The organism is Frateuria aurantia DSM 6220 (assembly GCF_000242255.2).
Classification (GTDB): Bacteria; Pseudomonadota; Gammaproteobacteria; order Xanthomonadales; family Rhodanobacteraceae; genus Frateuria; species Frateuria aurantia.
The window spans coordinates 570,655-590,901 of the sequence record NC_017033.1; the positions used below are offsets into that span (position 1 = coordinate 570,655).

The 20,247-nt window shown below is 61.0% G+C and carries 10 protein-coding genes, 2 tRNA genes and 3 rRNA genes; 9 read left to right on the plus strand and 6 right to left on the minus strand.

Annotation, left to right across the window (positions count from 1 at the left end; genetic code table 11):
• Positions 1-89 precede the first annotated feature (89 nt).
• The gene (locus tag FRAAU_RS02525) at positions 90-1,313 is read left to right on the plus strand and encodes an arabinose transporter (protein WP_014402004.1); all 1,224 of its coding nucleotides are present in this window, start codon (positions 90-92) and stop codon (positions 1,311-1,313) included.
• A 21-nt stretch (positions 1,314-1,334) separates the two neighbouring features.
• Here the strand turns inward: FRAAU_RS02525 and hemL are convergent, their stop codons facing one another.
• Positions 1,335-2,612, minus strand: coding sequence for a glutamate-1-semialdehyde 2,1-aminomutase (gene hemL, locus FRAAU_RS02530; protein WP_014402005.1), 1,278 nt, complete (start codon positions 2,610-2,612; stop codon positions 1,335-1,337).
• A gap of 201 nt (positions 2,613-2,813) precedes the next feature.
• Between hemL and FRAAU_RS02535 the strand changes: the two genes are divergently transcribed.
• The 6 genes from FRAAU_RS02535 to rrf all read left to right on the plus strand — a co-directional run bounded on the left by FRAAU_RS02535 (position 2,814) and on the right by rrf (position 8,980).
• A complete protein-coding gene (locus FRAAU_RS02535) occupies positions 2,814-3,011 on the plus strand; it encodes a rubredoxin (protein ID WP_014402006.1) in 198 nt (65 codons plus the stop codon).
• A gap of 762 nt (positions 3,012-3,773) precedes the next feature.
• Positions 3,774-5,318, plus strand: a 16S ribosomal RNA gene (locus FRAAU_RS02540).
• A 110-nt stretch (positions 5,319-5,428) separates the two neighbouring features.
• Positions 5,429-5,505: transfer RNA gene (locus FRAAU_RS02545), tRNA-Ile, on the plus strand.
• A gap of 5 nt (positions 5,506-5,510) precedes the next feature.
• Positions 5,511-5,586, plus strand: a tRNA-Ala gene (locus FRAAU_RS02550).
• Between the two features lie 216 nt (positions 5,587-5,802).
• A 23S ribosomal RNA gene (locus tag FRAAU_RS02555) occupies positions 5,803-8,682 on the plus strand.
• A 185-nt stretch (positions 8,683-8,867) separates the two neighbouring features.
• Positions 8,868-8,980, plus strand: a 5S ribosomal RNA gene (gene rrf, locus FRAAU_RS02560).
• The 16S, 23S and 5S rRNA genes sit together here with 2 tRNA genes alongside, the layout of an rRNA operon.
• Before the next feature lie 1,113 nt (positions 8,981-10,093).
• On the opposite strand, the gene FRAAU_RS02570 is transcribed toward rrf, so the two are convergent.
• Complete coding sequence (locus FRAAU_RS02570) at positions 10,094-11,728, minus strand: hypothetical protein (RefSeq protein WP_014402008.1); 1,635 nt, start codon at positions 11,726-11,728, stop codon at positions 10,094-10,096.
• 317 nt (positions 11,729-12,045) lie between these two features.
• Between FRAAU_RS02570 and htpX the strand changes: the two genes are divergently transcribed.
• A complete protein-coding gene (htpX, locus tag FRAAU_RS02575; RefSeq protein ID WP_014402009.1) occupies positions 12,046-12,942 on the plus strand; it encodes a protease HtpX in 897 nt (298 codons plus the stop codon).
• Positions 12,943-12,984: 42 nt separating this feature from the next.
• Positions 12,985-14,859: a molecular chaperone HtpG gene (gene htpG, locus FRAAU_RS02580; protein ID WP_014402010.1), complete on the plus strand. Its 1,875-nt coding sequence runs from the start codon at positions 12,985-12,987 to the stop codon at positions 14,857-14,859.
• Between the two features lie 309 nt (positions 14,860-15,168).
• Here the strand turns inward: htpG and FRAAU_RS02585 are convergent, their stop codons facing one another.
• The 4 genes from FRAAU_RS02585 to pnuC form a co-directional block, all read right to left on the minus strand.
• Positions 15,169-15,621 carry a hypothetical protein gene (locus tag FRAAU_RS02585; protein WP_014402011.1) on the minus strand — a complete coding sequence of 151 codons (453 nt, stop codon included), beginning with the start codon at positions 15,619-15,621 and terminating at the stop codon, positions 15,169-15,171.
• Positions 15,622-15,686: 65 nt separating this feature from the next.
• Positions 15,687-17,765 carry an alkaline phosphatase family protein gene (locus tag FRAAU_RS02590; RefSeq protein ID WP_014402012.1) on the minus strand — a complete coding sequence of 693 codons (2,079 nt, stop codon included), beginning with the start codon at positions 17,763-17,765 and terminating at the stop codon, positions 15,687-15,689.
• Positions 17,766-17,868: 103 nt separating this feature from the next.
• Positions 17,869-19,530, minus strand: a complete 1,662-nt coding sequence (locus FRAAU_RS02595) for a multicopper oxidase family protein (RefSeq protein WP_014402013.1) — start codon at positions 19,528-19,530, stop codon at positions 17,869-17,871.
• Between the two features lie 118 nt (positions 19,531-19,648).
• On the minus strand, positions 19,649-20,230 hold the full coding sequence (pnuC, locus tag FRAAU_RS02600; RefSeq protein ID WP_014402014.1) for a nicotinamide riboside transporter PnuC: 582 nt from the start codon (positions 20,228-20,230) through the stop codon (positions 19,649-19,651).
• Positions 20,231-20,247: the final 17 nt, after the last annotated feature.

Consider the following 20,247-nt stretch of genomic DNA (forward strand, 5'->3'; position numbering starts at 1 on the left):
GCACGTAAGCGTTCACGTCAATCAACGCCCAATCGGGCCATCCCTCGGGATGGTTCTTTGGGCCTTGGTGCCCGTGAGAGAGGTTTTGCATGAACTTGAAGTCCGTTTCGCGCCCTGCGATCGCTGCTCCGGTGGAACAGGGTCTTGAACGCTGGCTGTGTCTGCTCAGCGTGACAGTGTTTCTGGCTTATCTGACGGTAGGCCTGCCTTTGCCGGTGATTTCGCTGTTTGTGCACCAGCAACTGGGGCTGAGCGACCTGTGGGTGGGGACGGCCGTAGGCATCCAGTTTCTGGCCACCGTATTGACCCGCCGTCATGCCGGCAGCGTGGCTGATCGGCAGGGGCCGCAGCAGGCCTTGCGCCGCGGCGTGACGGCCTTGCTGGTGTCCGGATTGATCTATGCCGTCGCGGCCTGGTTGCCTGCCCCGGCCGGGTTGCGCTATCTGGTGCTGATCACCGGTCGCTTGCTGGTGGGTTTCGGTGAAAGCCTGATGATGACTGGCGTACTGACCTGGGGTGTGGGGCTGGCCGGCCCCCGCCGTTCCGGCAAGGTCATGTCTTGGGTCGGAATGGCCATGTACGGATCGCTGGCGGCCGGCGCACCTCTGGGGCAGGCCTTGTATGGGCGGACCGGCTTTGGCGCGGTGAGTCTGGGCGTGATCCTCGCTCCGTTGCTGGCGGGGCTGCTGTCCTTGACGGTGCCGCCGGTCCAGGCTCGTGGAGGCAGCCGGACTCTGGGCTTTATGAAGGTCGTCGGCCTGATCTGGCGCCCGGGTGTGACGCTGGCCTTGCAAGGGGTGGGCTTCGCCTCCATCGGCGCCTTTGTATCGCTGTATTTCCATCACGAGCAGTGGCCGCATGCGGGCTGGGCCCTCAGTGCCTTCGGACTGGCCTTTGTGCTGGCCCGTGTCTTTTTCGGCAGGCTTCCTGATCGGCTGGGTGGCCCCGAGATCGCACGGGCCTTTTTGCTGATCGAATGGTGCGGTCTGCTGATGCTGGGGCTGGCTCCTGGCTTGCCGGTGGCCTTGCTGGGAGCGGGGGTGACCGGCTTTGGCTGTTCCCTGGTGTTTCCCGCGCTGGGCGTGGAAGTGGTCGGGCAGGTGCCGGCGGAAAGCCGAGGCACTGCGCTGGGGGCCTATGCCGCGTTTCAGGATATTGCCTATGGCGTGACCGGGCCGCTGACCGGGCTGCTGGCCATGTGGCTGGGCTATCGCAGCGTGTTCCTGGCGGCGGCGGCCTGTGCCGCACTGGGCATCGGGCTGGCCATGCATATCCTGCATCGCGATCGGGCCCGGTCCGCCGCCCGCGGTTGAGAGGCGGGCGGCGGTCAAGACTCAGAGGCTTGCGAAGCTTTCCCGCGCGCTGAGCAGAGTGGCTTCGATCACTTCGTCATCATGGGCCGATGACAGAAAGCCGGCCTCGAAGGCCGAGGGCGCCAGATAGACTCCGCGCTCCAGCATGGCCTGGAAGAAGCGATTGAAGGCGGCGATATCGGCACGGGTCGCGGCGGCATAGCTGTCGACGGTATCGGCACTGAAGAACAGGCCGAACATGGCTCCGGCCTGACGGGTGCTGAAGGGAACGCCGGCCGCATCGGCCGCGGCCTGCAACCCGCGCAGCAGGTTCAAGGTCTGCTGTTCCAGACGGGCATGGAAGCCGTCGGCCCGGATCACCTCCAGCAAGGCCAGACCGGCCGCCATGGCCACCGGATTGCCGCTGAGGGTGCCGGCCTGATAGATCGGGCCGGCCGGAGCGACCTGCTCCATCAGTTCGCGTTTGCCACCATAGGCCCCGACCGGCATGCCGGCGCCGATGATCTTGCCGAACGTGGTCAGATCGGGGCTGATGCCGTAATAAGCCTGCGCACCGCCCAGGGCAACCCGGAAGCCGGTCATCACTTCGTCGAAGATCAGCACGGAACCGAATTCGTCGCACAGTGCCCGCAAACCCTCCAGAAAACCGGGGGAGGGCGGGATGCAGTTCATGTTGCCGGCCACCGGCTCCACGATCAGGCCGGCGATATCCGCGCCTTCGGCCTCGAACAGTGCGCGCACGCTGTCCAGATCATTGTAGGTGGCGGTCAGCGTCAGGTCGGCCACAGCCTTGGGCACGCCGGGTGAGGTCGGCACGCCGAAAGTCAGCGCGCCAGAGCCGGCCTTGACCAGAAAACTGTCGGCATGGCCGTGGTAGCAACCTTCGAACTTGATGATCTTGTTGCGTCCGGTCGCGCCGCGCGCCACGCGGATCGCCGACATGGTGGCCTCGGTGCCCGAGTTGACCATGCGCACCACATCCAGCGAAGGGATCAAATCGACCAGAGTCTCGCCCATGATCACTTCATCGGGACTGGGGGTGCCGAATGAGAGGCCGTTGCGAACCGCGCGCTCGACGGCTTCGCGTACCTGCGGATGATTGTGACCGGCAATCATCGGCCCCCAGGAGCCGACATAGTCGATATAGCGCTTGCCTTCGACATCCCACAGGTAGGCGCCATCGGCGCGTGCGGTGAAGAAGGGTTCGCCGCCTACCGACTTGAAGGCGCGGACGGGGGAGTTGACGCCACCAGGAAGGACCTGGCGTGCGCGCTGGAAAAGCTCGTGATTGCTGCTCATGACTGGATTCCACACTGGACTGGATTTGGAACGAGAAGGCCGACAGCCGCCGAGGCGAGCTGTCACCCTGTTCGACACAGGGCGCCATTGTCCGCCCCTGCCGACCTGCTGACTACCCGCCGAGGCAGGCATGCTCTTTCATGGCGGCGATCAACTTGCAAGAATAGGTGGACAAGTTTTCCTACCACGAAGAAGAGTGCAATGAACCAGAGTGTTGATGGCCAGGCGGTGTACCAGAAATGGATGTGCGTCGTGTGCGGCTATATCTATGACGAGGCCCTGGGCGCGCCGGATGATGGCATCGCACCGGGTACCCGCTGGGCCGATGTGCCGGAGACCTGGACCTGCCCGGATTGCGGGGCGACCCGTGACGACTTCGAGATGATCGAGGTCGACTGAGAGGGCTGCCCGCTGACGGCCACCATGCCGTCAGTGATCGGGCCCGTTTTCGGGCAACGATCCTGTTCTGATAAAGGCGGTATCGCGAGATGCCGCCTTTGTTCATTCGGGAGCCATCCACCATGCGGGCATTCATTCCTTTTGAAGATCAGTGGGACCTTGCAGGCGAAGAGCCGCAGGGAGGGCTGGTGCCTTACCAGCCTGGGATGTTGATCGTCCCGTCAGCAGCGAGCGCATCAGCGGCGACGGTGCGCCATCAGTCATCGACAGGAGTCACTGCGGAGAGATTGCCGGCCGCGTCGCGCCAGCCTGGGACATGCCCGGCAACAGCAGAGCATCATCATGTCAATAAAATCAATGGCTTGTAATTTTCTCGAGAAGGTTTCCAAAAAAAGCCTTGCACATGAGACGAGAGGTGCCTAATATTCGCCTCCCCGCTGCAGCGAAACACGCTTCACCGGCCACCACCTCGAAAAGAAATTTTCAAAAAGGTGTTGACGGATAGCGAAAACGATGTAGAATGGGCGGCTCACTCGGGACGAAATGTTCCGGACCACTTCTCCGAAGTGATGAGTTCGATTTGATCTTTGACAGTATGCGCAGGTGACTTGTGTGGGCGTCTTGCGATGGTCGGCGACAAAACGCTGTCCAAAATTTGCAAGCGTCTAACCTAAGAGTCAATTCAAATGTGACGTTTTACGGTTAGGTTCAACGCTTCAGAAAGAATCGATAGGTATTAGCAATAATGCCAATCAAAAACTTCAAGTGAAGAGTTTGATCCTGGCTCAGATTGAACGCTGGCGGTATGCTTAACACATGCAAGTCGAACGGCAGCACAGCAGAGCTTGCTCTGTGGGTGGCGAGTGGCGGACGGGTGAGTAATACATCGGGACCTACCCAGACGTGGGGGATAACGTAGGGAAACTTACGCTAATACCGCATACGTCCTACGGGAGAAAGCAGGGGATCTTCGGACCTTGCGCGGTTGGACGGACCGATGTTCGATTAGCTTGTTGGTGAGGTAATGGCTCACCAAGGCGACGATCGATAGCTGGTCTGAGAGGATGATCAGCCACACTGGGACTGAGACACGGCCCAGACTCCTACGGGAGGCAGCAGTGGGGAATATTGGACAATGGGCGCAAGCCTGATCCAGCAATACCGCGTGTGTGAAGAAGGCCTTCGGGTTGTAAAGCACTTTTATCAGGAACGAAACGCTGTCGGTTAATACCCGGCGGAACTGACGGTACCTGAGGAATAAGCACCGGCTAACTTCGTGCCAGCAGCCGCGGTAATACGAAGGGTGCAAGCGTTAATCGGAATTACTGGGCGTAAAGCGTGCGTAGGCGGTTTGTTAAGTCTGTTGTGAAATCCCCGGGCTCAACCTGGGAATGGCAATGGATACTGGCAAGCTAGAGTGTGATAGAGGATGGTGGAATTCCCGGTGTAGCGGTGAAATGCGTAGAGATCGGGAGGAACATCAGTGGCGAAGGCGGCCATCTGGATCAACACTGACGCTGAGGCACGAAAGCGTGGGGAGCAAACAGGATTAGATACCCTGGTAGTCCACGCCCTAAACGATGCGAACTGGATGTTGGTCTCAACTCGGAGATCAGTGTCGAAGCTAACGCGTTAAGTTCGCCGCCTGGGGAGTACGGTCGCAAGACTGAAACTCAAAGGAATTGACGGGGGCCCGCACAAGCGGTGGAGTATGTGGTTTAATTCGATGCAACGCGAAGAACCTTACCTGGCCTTGACATGTCTGGAATCCTGTAGAGATACGGGAGTGCCTTCGGGAATCAGAACACAGGTGCTGCATGGCTGTCGTCAGCTCGTGTCGTGAGATGTTGGGTTAAGTCCCGCAACGAGCGCAACCCTTGTCCTTAGTTGCCAGCACGTAATGGTGGGAACTCTAAGGAGACTGCCGGTGACAAACCGGAGGAAGGTGGGGATGACGTCAAGTCATCATGGCCCTTACGGCCAGGGCTACACACGTACTACAATGGTCGGTACAGAGGGTTGCAATACCGCGAGGTGGAGCCAATCCCAGAAAGCCGATCCCAGTCCGGATCGAAGTCTGCAACTCGACTTCGTGAAGTCGGAATCGCTAGTAATCGCGGATCAGCTATGCCGCGGTGAATACGTTCCCGGGCCTTGTACACACCGCCCGTCACACCATGGGAGTGAGCTGCTCCAGAAGCCGTTAGTCTAACCGCAAGGGGGACGACGACCACGGAGTGGTTCATGACTGGGGTGAAGTCGTAACAAGGTAGCCGTATCGGAAGGTGCGGCTGGATCACCTCCTTTCGAGATGACAGTACGCCGGTCATCCAAGACGCCCACACAAGGCACCTGCATATCCGCATGTAACCGCATGCATGACACCGATCCGAAAGGATCCGGGTCACAAAGCTTTTGGGTCTGTAGCTCAGGTGGTTAGAGCGCACCCCTGATAAGGGTGAGGCCGGTGGTTCAAGTCCTCCCAGACCCACCATTATTGGGGCCTTAGCTCAGCTGGGAGAGCACCTGCTTTGCAAGCAGGGGGTCGTCGGTTCGATCCCGACAGGCTCCACCAGTGGTACCGAAAAGCTGCACGCGACACGGATATGTAGACATAAGCGCATACAAAGATTTGATTTTTAGAAACCGGCTGGCGTTGAGGCCTTCCCGGTGTTCATTGAAAAACTGTAAACGAGTGACAAGCGTCTTGGTTCGAAACTGTGAACCGAGGCAAGTGTTAAGGCAATACGAGGAGTTTGGACTGTAATCCTGAGGCGACTTGGGGTTATATGATCAAGCGACTAAGCGTATACGGTGGATGCCTTGGCAGTCAGAGGCGATGAAGGACGTGACAGCCTGCGAAAAGTATCGGGGAGCTGGCAATAAGCTTTGATCCGGTAATGTCCGAATGGGGAAACCCACTGCGCAAGCAGTATCGTGCACTGAATACATAGGTGTACGAAGCGAACCCGGGGAACTGAAATATCTAAGTACCCGGAGGAAAAGAAATCAACCGAGATTCCGTCAGTAGCGACGAGCGAACGCGGACTAGCCCAAAAGTTCTGTGCATTTTAGCCGAGCAGTCTGGAAAGTCTGGCCGTAGCGGGTGATAGCCCCGTAGGCGAAAGGGTGCATGGGATGATAAGTGAGTAGGGCGGGGCACGTGAAACCCTGTCTGAACATGGGGGGACCATCCTCCAAGGCTAAATACTCCTGACTGACCGATAGCGAACAAGTACCGTGAGGGAAAGGCGAAAAGAACCCCGGAGAGGGGAGTGAAATAGATCCTGAAACCGTATACGTACAAGCAGTGGAAGCCCTTCGGGGTGACTGCGTACCTTTTGTATAATGGGTCAGCGACTTACTGTCTGTGGCAAGCTTAACCGTATAGGGGAGGCGAAGAGAAATCGAGTCTGAATAGGGCGCATAGTCTCAGGCAGTAGACCCGAAACCGAGTGATCTATCCTTGACCAGGTTGAAGGTGCGGTAACACGCACTGGAGGACCGAACCCACATCTGTTGCAATAGATGGGGATGAGTTGAGGATCGGAGTGAAAGGCTAAACAAACTCGGAGATAGCTGGTTCTCCTCGAAAGCTATTTAGGTAGCGCCTCGTACGAACACTGCTGGGGGTAGAGCACTGTTATGGCTAGCGGGTCATCGCGACTTAGTAAACCATGGCAAACTCCGAATACCAGCACGTGATATACGGGAGACACACGGCGGGTGCTAACGTCCGTCGTGAAAAGGGAAACAACCCAGACCCGCATCTAAGGTCCCCAAGTCATAGCTAAGTGGAAAACGATGTGGAAAGGCATAGACAGCCAGGAGGTTGGCTTAGAAGCAGCCATCCTTTAAAGAAAGCGTAATAGCTCACTGGTCGAGTCGGTCTGCGCGGAAGATTTAACGGGGCTAAGCTATGCACCGAAGATCGGGGTGTGCACTATGTGCACGCGGTAGAGGAGCGTTCTGTAAGCCTGCGAAGGTGGATTGTAAAGTCTGCTGGAGGTATCAGAAGTGCGAATGCTGACATGAGTAACGATAATGGGGGTGAAAAGCCCCCACGCCGAAAGCCCAAGGTTTCCTCGCGCAACGTTCATCGGCGCAGGGTGAGTCGGCCCCTAAGGCGAGGCAGAAATGCGTAGTCGATGGGAAACTGGTTAATATTCCAGTACTTTTCTCAAGTGCGATGTGGGGACGGAGAAAGTTAGGTCTACCGGGCGTTGGTTGTCCCGGGGAAAGGCGGTAGGCATGGGTCTTAGGCAAATCCGGGACCCTCTATGCCGAGCACCGAGACGAGCCCTTTTGGGCGAAGTGACTGATACTACGCTTCCAGGAAAAGCCACTAAGCTTCAGCTTGAGAAAAACCGTACCGTAAACCGACACTGGTAGGCAGGGTGAGAATCCCAAGGCGCTTGAGAGAACTCGGGTGAAGGAACTAGGCAAAATGGCACCGTAACTTCGGGAGAAGGTGCGCCCCTTTTGGTGGTGACGTGCGTCACTGAGCTGAGAGGGGTCGCAGTAACCTGGCCGCTGCGACTGTTTACCAAAAACATAGCACTCTGCAAACACGAAAGTGGACGTATAGGGTGTGACGCCTGCCCGGTGCTGGAAGGTTAATTGATGGGGTCAGCCGCAAGGCGAAGCTCTTGATCGAAGCCCCAGTAAACGGCGGCCGTAACTATAACGGTCCTAAGGTAGCGAAATTCCTTGTCGGGTAAGTTCCGACCTGCACGAATGGCGTAACGACAGCGGCGCTGTCTCCACCCGAGACTCAGTGAAATTGAATTCGCTGTGAAGATGCAGCGTTCCCGCGGCAAGACGGAAAGACCCCGTGAACCTTTACTATAGCTTTACACTGAACGTTGAGTTCTTCTGTGTAGGATAGGTGGGAGGCTTTGAAACCAGGACGCCAGTTCTGGTGGAGCCATCCTTGAAATACCACCCTGAAGTGCTTGACGTTCTAACCTCGGCCCGTAATCCGGGTCAGGGACCGTGTATGGTGGGTAGTTTGACTGGGGCGGTCTCCTCCTAAAGAGTAACGGAGGAGTTCGAAGGTACGCTCAGCGCGGTCGGACATCGCGCACTGTGTGCAAAGGCATAAGCGTGCTTGACTGCGAGATCGACGGATCAAGCAGGTACGAAAGTAGGACTTAGTGATCCGGTGGTTCTGTATGGAAGGGCCATCGCTCAACGGATAAAAGGTACTCCGGGGATAACAGGCTGATACCGCCCAAGAGTTCATATCGACGGCGGTGTTTGGCACCTCGATGTCGGCTCATCACATCCTGGGGCTGTAGTCGGTCCCAAGGGTATGGCTGTTCGCCATTTAAAGTGGTACGCGAGCTGGGTTCAGAACGTCGTGAGACAGTTCGGTCCCTATCTGTCGTGGGCGTTGGATATTTGAGAGGGGCTGCTCCTAGTACGAGAGGACCGGAGTGGACGTTCCGCTGGTGTTCGGGTTGTCATGCCAATGGCATTGCCCGGTAGCTACGAACGGAAGCGATAACCGCTGAAAGCATCTAAGTGGGAAGCGCGCCTCAAGATGAGATATCCCGAGTCTTCAAGGCTCCTAAAGGCACCATCTAGACTAGGTGGTTGATAGGTGAGGTGTGGAAGTGCAGCAATGCATTGAGCTAACTCATACTAATGAGCCGTGAGGCTTGATCATATAACCCCAAGACGCTTCGTTTGCCCAAACGTTGCCTCAAAAAACATTTCACCTCGACGCTTGTCACTCGTTTACAATCTTATTCAACGCGGAATCCGTTCCGCGGAAGAGCAAAAACCTGCCATCCATGGCAGGACTCTTCAAAGTTGCTGAACTGGCGCGTATCGCGCTGTTCACACCCTTTCCCTGGCGGCTATAGCGCTGTGGTCCCACCCGATCCCATCCCGAACTCGGAAGTGAAACGCAGTTGCGCCGATGGTAGTGTAGCTTGCTATGCAAGAGTAGGTCACCGCCAGGGGCTTCATCCCAAAAACCCTCGTCTCGTCAGAGACGGGGGTTTTTTCTTGCCCGCGATTTGGACGCTAAAGTGCACAAGCATCCAGACATCCATTGCTCTTCGCAGGGCACCGAAAGGATGGCCGTGGATTTTCGTCATATTTTGTTATGCCCTGCATCTCTGACAGCCCGGCTGTCTTCCATCCATCGCATCGACTCGTAGCAGGGCCTTGCTGGTCGGTCTGCAATCTCGGCACCTTGAAGCCAGGGCCAGGGCCAGGGCCGGGGCCGGGTGTCGGAGTATCCTGTCTGTGAACACGCGTGATGAACGGCCGTCCGATGGATGGACGCAGATGAGCAGAACAAGCTCGATAGTAGTGGGCCATATGCACACGACAACTGTCAGTGAACGGGAGCCTGCGCAGGAGGAGGTGATGACGAGAGGGATCGGGGCCGGTATATGGCCGTGCACACGATTTTCGCCATCGACCGCTTACCTTCGTCGCCAGGTTTGATCTTTGATCGCCCGGCTCTAGTCGATCAAACGCGGTGCATTGCCGGACATCCGTCCTTTTGAGTGACCTGGGAGAACGAGATGCGCTCTATTTCTGGATATGGTAGGACCGGGGTATGGCTCGTGGCGGTGGCCATGATGCCGGCTTTGGGCACCATGCTGACGGCCTGTCGGCGCGCCTCGGCGGGCACCTGCGAGGTTTCGGCTGTCGTGACGCCGGGTGCATGGGGCGTGGAGCAAGACAAGGGCTCCAAGGGTCCATGTGACTACAAGGAAGATTGCGGAAATATCGTTCGCGAAGAGGGTTGAGCGGCATCATGACCTTCCGGCTCCAGCCTTATGATCCTGCCCAGGGGCCTGGAATTTGCCAGTTGCCAGCGTCGCGAATACAAAGGGGGCGTTGCGTGAATCATGCTTCGTTTCGAGCGCCTGAAAGGCAGTGTGTGCGGTGATTGAAGGGTTTCGGATGCACTGGAAGGGCGGTGCTCGAAGTGCGTTTGCACCGGGGAGGTTTGAAGGACATGCGCGGATTTCAACAAGACCGGCTTGCAAGCAACCCTGTTCTCAAGCGCGATCGGGTCTCCAGCGGCTTGTGACCGTGGCCTGCTCAGATCTCTGTCATCATGGGACCGGCAGTGTTTCCATATTTGCGTCAGTCGCTGAAAACATGTGTCCACGAGAATAACGCGACGGGAGAATGCACAGGATCAGGCTGACACGGGTTCCACCCAGTACGGCAGGGCCCACCGAACAGTCGCCATGGAAAAGTCGCGCCATGGCCCGTATCTCGTCGAAGTCCATGCCGTTGGCACCGAGGGATGCAAGCAGGGGACCTCGCATGGGCAGCGGCAGCGGGGGGCCGCTGCACTCGGCCACCAGTTGAACCCTGAGTCCGCCGCGGGCCTGAACTGCGGTACTGCTGCGTATCGAAATATCCTGACGCGTATCCCGCAGAATCAGCTGTGCCAGGATTTCGCAGCTCAGGCGGGACAAGACGGTCATGACGTCGGCAGGCAGCAGGCTCAGCTGGCCGCAGGGATCGGCATGATAATTCATGCCGAGGCCTTGCAAGGTCTGGCCTACGTTGCCCGAGCTTGTAGCGCCGCCCGAAAGGCCCGGTGCATACCAGGGACTGAAGGCGAGGCTGCGACTCAGTCGTTCCAGCAAGGCCCCCAGATCGCCAAGTTCCCGTCGGATGCGCTGAGCATCCGGCGCGGCTTCGGTCAGTTGCAGGCGCTGCATCAGACGGGCATGGGTGAGTTGCAGGGCCTGATGGAGGCCGGTCAGGGTGCGTGCACTCTGTCGCAGCTTCAACTCGTGGGAGTAGAGGCTCTGCCGGGCCATGCGGGCACTGCCGTCGCGCTCGTCCACGGCCTGACGCCATATCGAGGTGCGGGCACCCAGCAGCAGGACCGTGGTCACGATGAATGCATAGATGGTTTCGGCTTCCAGGGTTGCCAGGTCATGCTGTCTCGGCATGATCAGCATCAGCCCGATGCTGCCGGCAGCGCTGGCCATGGCCGCCGGCCGCCAGCCACGGCGCAGGGCCAGCCACAGTACCGGCAGCAGCAAGCTGAGCTGGAAGCCCAGTCGTATACCGTGGCGCGAGATACCACCCCAACAGGTGATTCCCGTGATCAGCAGCAGGGCCAGCACCAGTTCGATGGTCTGTGGAGCGAGCCGTCCACAACGCGGGCGCTGCTGTCGGCGAATCGGGCTCGGATATTCGCTCGCCAGCAGGACCAGGGGCAGGAATGTCACCGCCGGCAGGAAATTGCCGATCAGATACCGGCTGGCCAGCAAGAACCATGGCAGTGGCTGGCCGTCGGCATTGCCCAGCGGGCCGATCGAATATTGCAGAAGTCCCCTCAGGCTGATCGCGATCGAGGCGAGCAGCACCAGCAGCAGCAGTCCCGGCACATGCTCGCCCGTCTGCCGGCCGGGGCGAGGCAGGATGCGGCGAAGTCCGAAGACCAGCGGCATCAGCAGCAGGATCGGAGGCAACGAGGCGAAGCCGAACCACAGATGGCCCAGTTGCTGCAGGGCCCGTTCGTTTTCAAGGATCAGGGGCAGGCCCTCACCCACGGCCAGCGCCGGCCAGTACCGGCAGGGCAGCAGCAGGCTGGCCAACCGCAAGCTGGTCAACATGTTCCATTGCGACATCGTCACTTCGCGCAGCAGCAGATAGGCCAAGGCGTAGACGGCGGTACAGACCAGCTGTATCTGCCATCTGGACAGCGGGGTACGGATGCTCATTGCCAGTCGCTCCATGCCGATGCGGTGTGGTGATTGCCTGACCTGCATTCGGGGCACGACTCAAGAGCGATGCGGCGCATCGCTGGAGCCCCCCCTTGCCGGATCCGTGGCTTGCCGGGTCGGTGGACGGACCCGTGCCGCGAGCTTGAGCACTCGCCGCGGACATAGGCTAGCGTGACTGATGCGAAAGATCCGTACAGAAATCACCGCTGTCATCATCACTCCGGGCGCGGTCGGATGCCTTGAATTCCTGCGCCAACTCCCCCATCTCTTGCGTCAGTTGGAGCCCATCTCCGCCACCTGTTCCGAGGCCGCCCATGATGCGAATCGCCCTGTTCCTGATCACCAATCTGGCCGTGATGCTGTTGCTCGGCATTGTCTGCCGGCTGTTCGGCATCGATCAGTGGGCGGCGGCCCGCGGCTATGGCGGCATGGGCAATCTGCTGGCCTTCGCGGCCGTGATCGGCATGGGCGGCTCATTCATCTCGCTGGCGATGTCCAAGACCATGGCCAAGATGTCGACCGGCGCGCAGATCATCGATCAGCCCCGCAATGCCGATGAGCAGTGGCTGCTGGGCGTGGTCGCCCGGCATGCGCAGCAGGCCGGCATCGGCATGCCCGAAGTGGCCATCTATGATGCGCCCGACATGAATGCTTTCGCGACCGGTGCCAGCCGCAATCATGCCCTGGTCGCCGTCAGTACCGGTCTGCTGCAATCGATGGACCGGGAACAGGTCTCGGCCGTCCTGGGACATGAAATCGGCCACGTAGCCAATGGCGATATGGTGACCCTGACTCTGATCCAGGGCGTGGTGAACACCTTTGTGATCTTCCTGGCCCGCATCGTCGGTCGCTTTGTCGACAGCTGGCTGTCGGGAAACCGCGACAATGACCGCGAAGAGGCCGGCGGCCTCGGCTACTTCATCATCGTGATGGTGCTGGAACTGGTATTCGGTCTGTTTGCTTCGATGATCGTGGCCGCTTTTTCGCGCTGGCGCGAGTTTCGTGCCGATGCCGCCGGTAGCCGGCTGGCTGGCAAGGCCGCGATGATTTCCGCCCTGCAGCGCCTGCAGGCAGGCCATGGCGACAGCAGCCTGCCCAAGAGCATTGCCGCTTTCGGCATTGCCGGACCGCTGAGCCAGGGGCTGAAGCGCCTGTTCATGAGCCATCCGCCGCTGGATGAGCGCATCCAGCGTCTGCGTGCCGGCCACTGATATTCACCCTTCCTTTTCCTCTGACTGTCGATCTTGGAACTTATGAGCACGACTACCGAAACCCGCAAATTCGAAGCCGAAGTCGCCCAGGTACTGCATCTGGTGACCCATTCGCTGTATTCGCACAAGGACGTGTTCCTGCGCGAGCTGATTTCCAATGCTTCCGACGCCTGCGACAAGCTGCGCTTCGAGTCGCTGGCCCAGCCCGAGCTGGTGGCCGGTGATGCCGAGCTGCATATCGATCTGACCTGGGATCCGGAAGCCCGCACCGTCACCATTCGTGACAACGGCATCGGCATGAGCCGCGAAGATGTCGTGGCCAACCTGGGCACCATCGCCAGTTCCGGCACCCGCCGTTATCTGGAAGCGTTGAGCAGCGAACAGAAGCATGATGCCCGCCTGATCGGCCAGTTCGGCGTCGGTTTCTACTCGGCCTTCGTGGTGGCCGACAAGGTGACCGTGCTGACCCGTCGTGCCGGGACCGAAGCGTCCGCCGGCGTGAAATGGGAAAGCGACGGCAAGGGCGAATACAGCCTGGAGGCGGTGGAGCTGCCCGAGCGCGGCACGGCCATCGTGCTGCATCTGAAGGCCGATGAGGACGAGTTCCTCAAGCCCTGGCAGCTGCGTTCGCTGATCACCCGTTATTCCGACCATGTCGCGTTCCCGATCCGTCTGTCCAAGGACGAGGACGGCAAGCCGACCGAGGAATGGGAAACCATCAACTCGGCCTCGGCCCTGTGGACCAAGCCCAAGAGCGAGATCAGCGACGAGGACTACATCGGCTTCTACAAGTCGCTGGGTACCGATTTCAATGATCCGCTCGCCTGGACCCACAACCGGGTCGAAGGCAACCAGAGTTTCACCACCCTGCTGTATCTGCCGGCCCAGCCGCCTTTCGATCTGATGATGGGCGGGCGTGACGAGCGCAAGGGCCTGAAGCTCTACATCAAGCGCGTCTTCATCATGGATGCGGCTGAAGAGCTGCTGCCGAACTATCTGCGTTTCGTGCGCGGCGTCGTCGATGCCGATGATCTGCCCTTGAACGTGAGCCGCGAGATCCTGCAGCAGAACCGTCAGCTGGAGAAGATCAAGGCCGCCTGCGTCAAGCGTGTGCTGGATCTGATCGAGCGCCTGGCCCGCGACGAGCCCGAGAAGTTCCAGACCTTCTACAAGGCTTTCGGCAACACCTTGAAGGAAGGCATCGCCGAAGACCACGCCAATCGCGAGCGCATCGCCAAGTTGTTGCGCTTTGCTTCCACCAAGGGCGAAGGCTCGACCCAGGATGTGTCGTTTGACGATTACATCGGCCGTATGGCCGTGGGTCAGGACACCATCTGGTACATCACCGCCGATGGTTATGCCGCCGCGGCCGGCAGCCCGCAGCTGGAGGCCTTCAAGGCCAAGGGCGTCGAGGTGCTGCTGATGTTCGACCGTATCGACGAATGGATGCTGGGCAGCCTGAGCGAGTACGACGGCAAGAAGCTGAAGAACGTCGCCAAGGGCGAGCTGCCGCTGGACGAGGCCGACAAGCAGAAGCAGGAAGAGGCCAGCAAGGCTGCCGAGCCGCTGCTGGAGCGGATCAAGTCGCTGCTGGGCGATGCCGTGGGCGATGTCAAGGTCTCGGCGCGTCTGACCGATTCGCCGTCCTGCCTGGCCTTGAGCGATTACGAGATGGCGCCGCATCTGGCCCGCCTGCTGCGCGAAGCCGGTCAGGCCGTGCCCGAGTCCAAGCCCACCCTGGAAATCAATCCGCAGCATCCCTTGCTGCAGCGCTTGCAGGGCGAGACGGATGAAGGCCGCGCCTCGGATCTGGCCTCCCTTCTGCTGGAGCAGGCCGAGATCGCCGCTGGTGCGCCGCTGGCTGACCCGGCTGCCTTTGTGCAGCGTCTGAACCGGGCGCTGCTCGCTTCGGCCTGAGTCCTGGCGCCAAGCGCCTGTTGATCAAGCCCCTGCCATCGCGAGATGGCGGGGGCTTTTCGTTGCGAGTGACCCATCAGCGGACAGGCAGCCGCGGCGGACGGCTCAAGGCATGAAGCATAAGGCGGGAGGCGGATCGACACGGCACCTTGAGGCGGAGCCGGATCGCATCGGGCCTGGGGCATGACGAAGCCGTCGATGGCCCGGGGATTTCAGAAAGATGGAGCGCGGGGTATGCCGTCGTCATCGGGCGCTCGGCCCGTCACGATGTTCCGCACGCCATGAGTCCGTGATGCCAGGAAGCCGTTTTCAGTCGCTGGGGCCGGTGCAGGCCGCGTAATGGCGTGCTTCCAGCTGGATGGCTTCATGGCGGGCCGGCAGCGCCACCCCGCCGAGATAGTGCTCGGCATTGTCGAAGCTGATGTAGCCGCGTCCCTTGCGGCCGCCCTCGCAGCTGAGCTGCCAGGCCAGCGCCGTGGTACTGCGCCGGCTCGATGCCCGGCTGCAGTTCTCCAGTTCGGGCAGCGCGATGACGGCGAACGTATCCATGGGGTCGCTGCCGTCATCGGCACAGAACCAGTAGCTGCCGGACCGGATGGAATGGCCTGGCCGCTGGATCTGGTAGTTCACCTTCCACATGCCGGGCATGCCCTGGAAGTCGGCGGCATCGGCTTTCACCGGCCCCGGTTGCAGGGCGGTGAGCGTCAGCAGCGCAGCGAGCAGGGCGACGACGGGCTTCCCGCTCAGCGTGGCGGCTTTCATCCGGCCGGCCAGACAGCGGCGGGCCGGATGACATGCATCATGGTGCGGAAGGCCGGGCACGGGGATCAGCGACCGCCGCCGGTCTTCGCCTGCAATGGTGTCGGTGCACGGCCGAAGTCGAACATGTCCATCAGGTCGCCGATGGCCGGACCGTTGACCGGAACATAGGGATGGCCGGGGGCGGTGACGGGGTTGGGCAAGGTGTCACGGCTGTGCGGAGTCAGGGTTTCATGAAGCATCCAGTTGGCTTCGACGAACTTGTCGAATGACAGGTGATCGCCATACACGTGGCTGACCCGGCCGCCGGTGGACCAGCGCGAGATCACCAGCAGCGGGATGCGGGTGCCGTCGCCGAAGAAGTCGATCGGCTGCACATAGCCCGAGTCATACAGACCGCCACCCTCGTCGAAGGTGACCATGATGGCCGTATCCTTCCAGATGGCCGGGTTGGCCTTGGCCATGTCGATGATCTTGCGGACAAAGGCCTCGAACAGTTCCATCCGCGAGGAGGCCGGATGCCCGTCCAGAATGGCATCGGACTTCACGATCGAGACCGCCGGCAGGGTGCCTGCCTGCAGGTCCCGGTAGAGGTCATCCAGATCCTGGTTGCGGCTGCGCTGGACCGGATCGGTCATGACCTGACTGGAATACAGAAAGGGATTGCAGATATTGCAGAAGGTACCGTGCTGGCCGTTTTCCTTGCCATGGTTCCAGCCTTCGCCGTAATACTTCCAGCTGACGTCATGGCGGGCCAGCATCAGGGCCAGATTGTTCTGGCGGCTGGGCGTGGCGGTGAACTGTTTCGCGCCCAGCGGAGCGGGGGTGCCGTCGCCGAAGTAGCCGGGATTGTAGTTGTTGACCAGGTAATACGCGCCAGGCTGGCATTCCTCGCCCTTGTACTTGCCGTGGTAGAGCGCCTTCAGATAACGCTTGACGGAGGCCACGCCGGGCTGCCTGTCGTCGGCGCACTGGACATAGGAACCGCCGAAATAGCCGTCCTGGCGATACCAGTTGGCGGTGCCGGGCATCGGATCGGGGTTTTCGATCTGGTTGGCGGGCGGGACCGCGGGGCGGCCCTGGGCATCGGCATAGAACACCGGGGCGCCGAAACCCAGCATGATGTGATTGGTGCCGGTCCCGCCCATCACCGACTGGTGGAAGTTGTCGGCCAGCACGTATTCACGAGCCAGTTCAGCCATATAGGGCGCGTCGCCCTTGGCCATGTTCACGAACTGCATGGACGAGGCGCCCTCGTGGGTGCTCTGCGCATCAAACGGGATTGGCGGACGCTGGCCATTGCCGCCGGCGCCGACCGTGGTCTCGACCCAGGGAAACAGGTCGGCACGGCAGCCGGAGGGGTTGCTGCGGGTGGCGGCCCCGACACTGCAGTCCAGCTGCTGCCACATCTGGAAGAACCGATGTACCGGACTGCTGGTGTAATCACTGTCGCTCAGCGAGGCATGGACGTTGACCGGGCCGTTCGGCAGGTGGGCAGGAAAACGGGTGTCCACTGCATTGGTCGGCAGGCCGGTGCCGCCCACCGCCAGTTTGGCATAGTCGCCGTCCGGCAGGCCCGGCTCGATGGCTCGGGCCTGGGCAGCCGAAGCGAACCAGGCCTGGGTCGGCGCGCTGCCGGTATTGATGGGCGGCAGCTCCTTATAGGCCGCGGTGTGGGTCGGCGCGATCGAGAAGTGCTGGCCGTTGCGGGCCTGCCACTGGCGGGCCAGATCGGCATGGGGACCCGGTCGGCCGTCGATGGTGACGATGCCCTTGGATAGCAGATTGTCGACCTGTTGACCCGCTGGCGGCACGTAGGTGCCGTACAGATGGTCGAAGGTACGGTTCTCGCCGATGATCAGCATCACATGCTTGATCGGCGTGGCGGTCGGGCGGGTTGCCACACCGGCATCCGGGTCTTGCGCCGTGCCTGTGTCCGTGCCGTTCGAAGAGGGATCCTGCAGACCGGATGCGGCGCTGGGCGCGGCATTGGTACTCACGCCCGGTTTCGAGACGGCACTCAGATGCGAGGGCAGATGCAGCCCGGACTGGGCCGCCCAGGCCAGAGGCGCGCCAGCGGCGGCGAGGGTCAGCATCACGGCAGCGGTCAGCGTGCTGCGCTTGCGGGGGAGTCGGGAGAAAAGCATGGGAATCCTGTGCCACGGCGAACTCAAGTCAATCCGCCCAGTCTAGGTAGCGCAGATGACGATATGCCTACAGCCGGATCGAAGCCGCCATCGCGACCGGTACTCAGGCCTTCGCCGGCAGCAGTTCGTAGGGCCTCATCATTTCGTTGTCCTCGTGTTCAAGGAAATGGCAGTGCCAGACATAATGGCCGGGCTCGCCCTCGAAGCGCATGATGATGCGGGTCACCATCCCGGGATCGGCGCGGACCGTGTCTTTCCAGCCGGCTTCGTGGGGTTCCGGTGGTTGGGCCGGCCCGGTATAGACCAGCTCCCGGCGAGCGTTCCAGGTGAAAAGGTCGAATGGCCGCCGGTCCAGCAGCTGGAACCGGACCAGGTGCAAGTGCATGGGATGGGCATCGCCGGTGATATTGACGAAGCTCCAGATCTCGGTGCTGTGCTGGCGTGGCTTCTCCGTGACCGGATCGCTCCAGCGCTTGCCGTCCAGCAACATGGTCAGCGGCGAACCCGTCGGATCATCCTGCTCGCCGATCACGAGTTGGCGCTCCCGGACGGCCTGGCTGGCCGGTATCCGTGCGATGTCATGGAGCTTCGCCGGCAGCACCAGGGCTTTTGCCGGGGTCTTGGCGGCGACCCTGAACTGCATGATGGCCTGACCTTGATGGCGCAACTCCACGGCCTGGCCGGCCAAGGCGCTGAAATCGATGACTACATCGGCACGTTCGGCCGGATACAGCTCGATCTGGCGACTGGCTAGCGGTGCTGCCAGCAAGCCCTGATCGGAGCCGATCTGCTGCATGTCCAGGCCATGCGACAGGCTGAGATTGAAGAAGCTGGTATTGGCCACATTGCCCAGTCGCAGTCGATAGGCCCCGGGCTCGACCTCCAGATAGGGGTAGAGCATGCCGTTGCAGAGGATGGCATGGCCGTGGCACTCGGGTACCCAGGGCGCGCTCGGATCATCGGACACGGGATAGTAGAGCGATCCGTCGCGGCCGATCAGACGGTCAGCCAGCAGCAGCGGCAGATCGCGCTCGCCGGTCGGCAGGCCCAGCGCCTGCTCGCTGGCATCGCGGATGATGAAGCTGCCGAACAGCCCGGCATAGATATTGAGCCGGGTGATCCCCATGGCATGATCGTGGTACCACAGAGTGGCGGCATCCTGGCCATTGGGGTAGAGGTAGCGACGGCCATGGCCCGGGGGGTACCAGTCTTCGGGATAACCATCGCTTCCTGCCGGCGCGCGTGCACCATGGACATGAGTGACTGTACGGACTTCCGGTACGGTCTTTTCCGCACCATGGACCGTGTGGTCGATGGGCAGGAAATGCCGGGCCGGCAGTCCATTGACCCATTCCACCAGTATCGGCTCGCCGCTGCGGGTTTCCAGGGTCGGGCCGGGTACACGGCCGTCATAGCCCCATTGCAGGGTCGGGGCCAGATCGCGATGCAACGGGCGACGGAAGGCGCGTGCCTCGATCCGATAGCAGGCCAGCGACCGGCCTGGCCATTGCGGTTGTTCGAGGTGGCGGACCGGCTGTGCCACGACAGGGCGCGGCAGCGGATCCACGAAACGTGCGAGCGTCAGCGGATTCAGCAGCGGAATCGAGGGGGCCGCCAGGTTGGCTGCCATGGTGCGGCTGGACATGACCATGCCCTCGGCTTCGCGAGCCTGGCTGTAGCCGGGCAGCACGTCAGCCAGGGCCGCCAGGCCGAGGCCCTGCAGAAAACGGCGCCGGCCGCGGCTCATCGGGCTGCGCCCGGGCAAGCGCCGAGGATCCGGCCAGGAGGTATCTGGCCGCCGCCATGAGTGAACATCCGGAATAGATTCATCCCCTCACCATAAGACAGCTAGATGATGCCCGGATGACAGCGCACAGCGGTGTTCACGAGCCGGCCGGCCGTGGCAGAGGCGGTATCGACGCCTGCCGCCACTGGCGCCAGCCATGGATCGCCAGTCCGACGAAGCCGGCATACAGCAGGGCGGTGATCCACAGCGACTTGCTGGCGTATTCGCCGACATAGAGCAGGTCGATGGCTGTCCACAACCACCAGCTGGCCAGATGACGGCGGGCCTGCCAGTACTGCGCGACCAGACTGAAGCAGGTCAGCGCGGCGTCCAGCCAGGGCAGGGCGGCATCGGTATGGCCATGCATCCAGGTACCGAGCAGCAGCCCGCCGGCGGCGCCGAATGCCAGTTGGCGCCAGGCCCGGTTCCGGGGCAGCGGTGCGATGATGACCTGATGGCTGGCATCAAGGTGGCGGCGCCACCGAAACCAGCCGTAGACCACGAAACCGGCGAACAGGATCTGCAGGATCGCATCCGAATACAGCCGGGCATCCAGAAAGACCTTCGCATACAGGCCGCAGGCCAGCAGACTGACCGGAAAGCCCGTCAGCCGGCGACGAGCCGTCAGCCAGACGCCCCAGGCGCTGAGGAGAGCCGCACCGATTTCCAATGGACTCACCGGGCGGGGCCGGCCGG

Bases quoted from the DNA above. Each gene is read 5' to 3' on its own strand.
- htpX (WP_014402009.1), top strand. From the start codon at position 12,046: ATGATGCGAATCGCCCTGTTCCTGATCACCAATCTGGCCGTGATGCTG.
- FRAAU_RS02570 (WP_014402008.1), bottom strand. From the start codon at position 11,728: ATGAGCATCCGTACCCCGCTGTCCAGATGGCAGATACAGCTGGTCTGT.
- FRAAU_RS02585 (WP_014402011.1), bottom strand. From the start codon at position 15,621: ATGAAAGCCGCCACGCTGAGCGGGAAGCCCGTCGTCGCCCTGCTCGCT.
- FRAAU_RS02525 (WP_014402004.1), top strand. From the start codon at position 90: ATGAACTTGAAGTCCGTTTCGCGCCCTGCGATCGCTGCTCCGGTGGAA.
- FRAAU_RS02590 (WP_014402012.1), bottom strand. From the start codon at position 17,765: ATGCTTTTCTCCCGACTCCCCCGCAAGCGCAGCACGCTGACCGCTGCC.
- htpG (WP_014402010.1), top strand. From the start codon at position 12,985: ATGAGCACGACTACCGAAACCCGCAAATTCGAAGCCGAAGTCGCCCAG.
- FRAAU_RS02535 (WP_014402006.1), top strand. From the start codon at position 2,814: ATGAACCAGAGTGTTGATGGCCAGGCGGTGTACCAGAAATGGATGTGC.
- hemL (WP_014402005.1), bottom strand. From the start codon at position 2,612: ATGAGCAGCAATCACGAGCTTTTCCAGCGCGCACGCCAGGTCCTTCCT.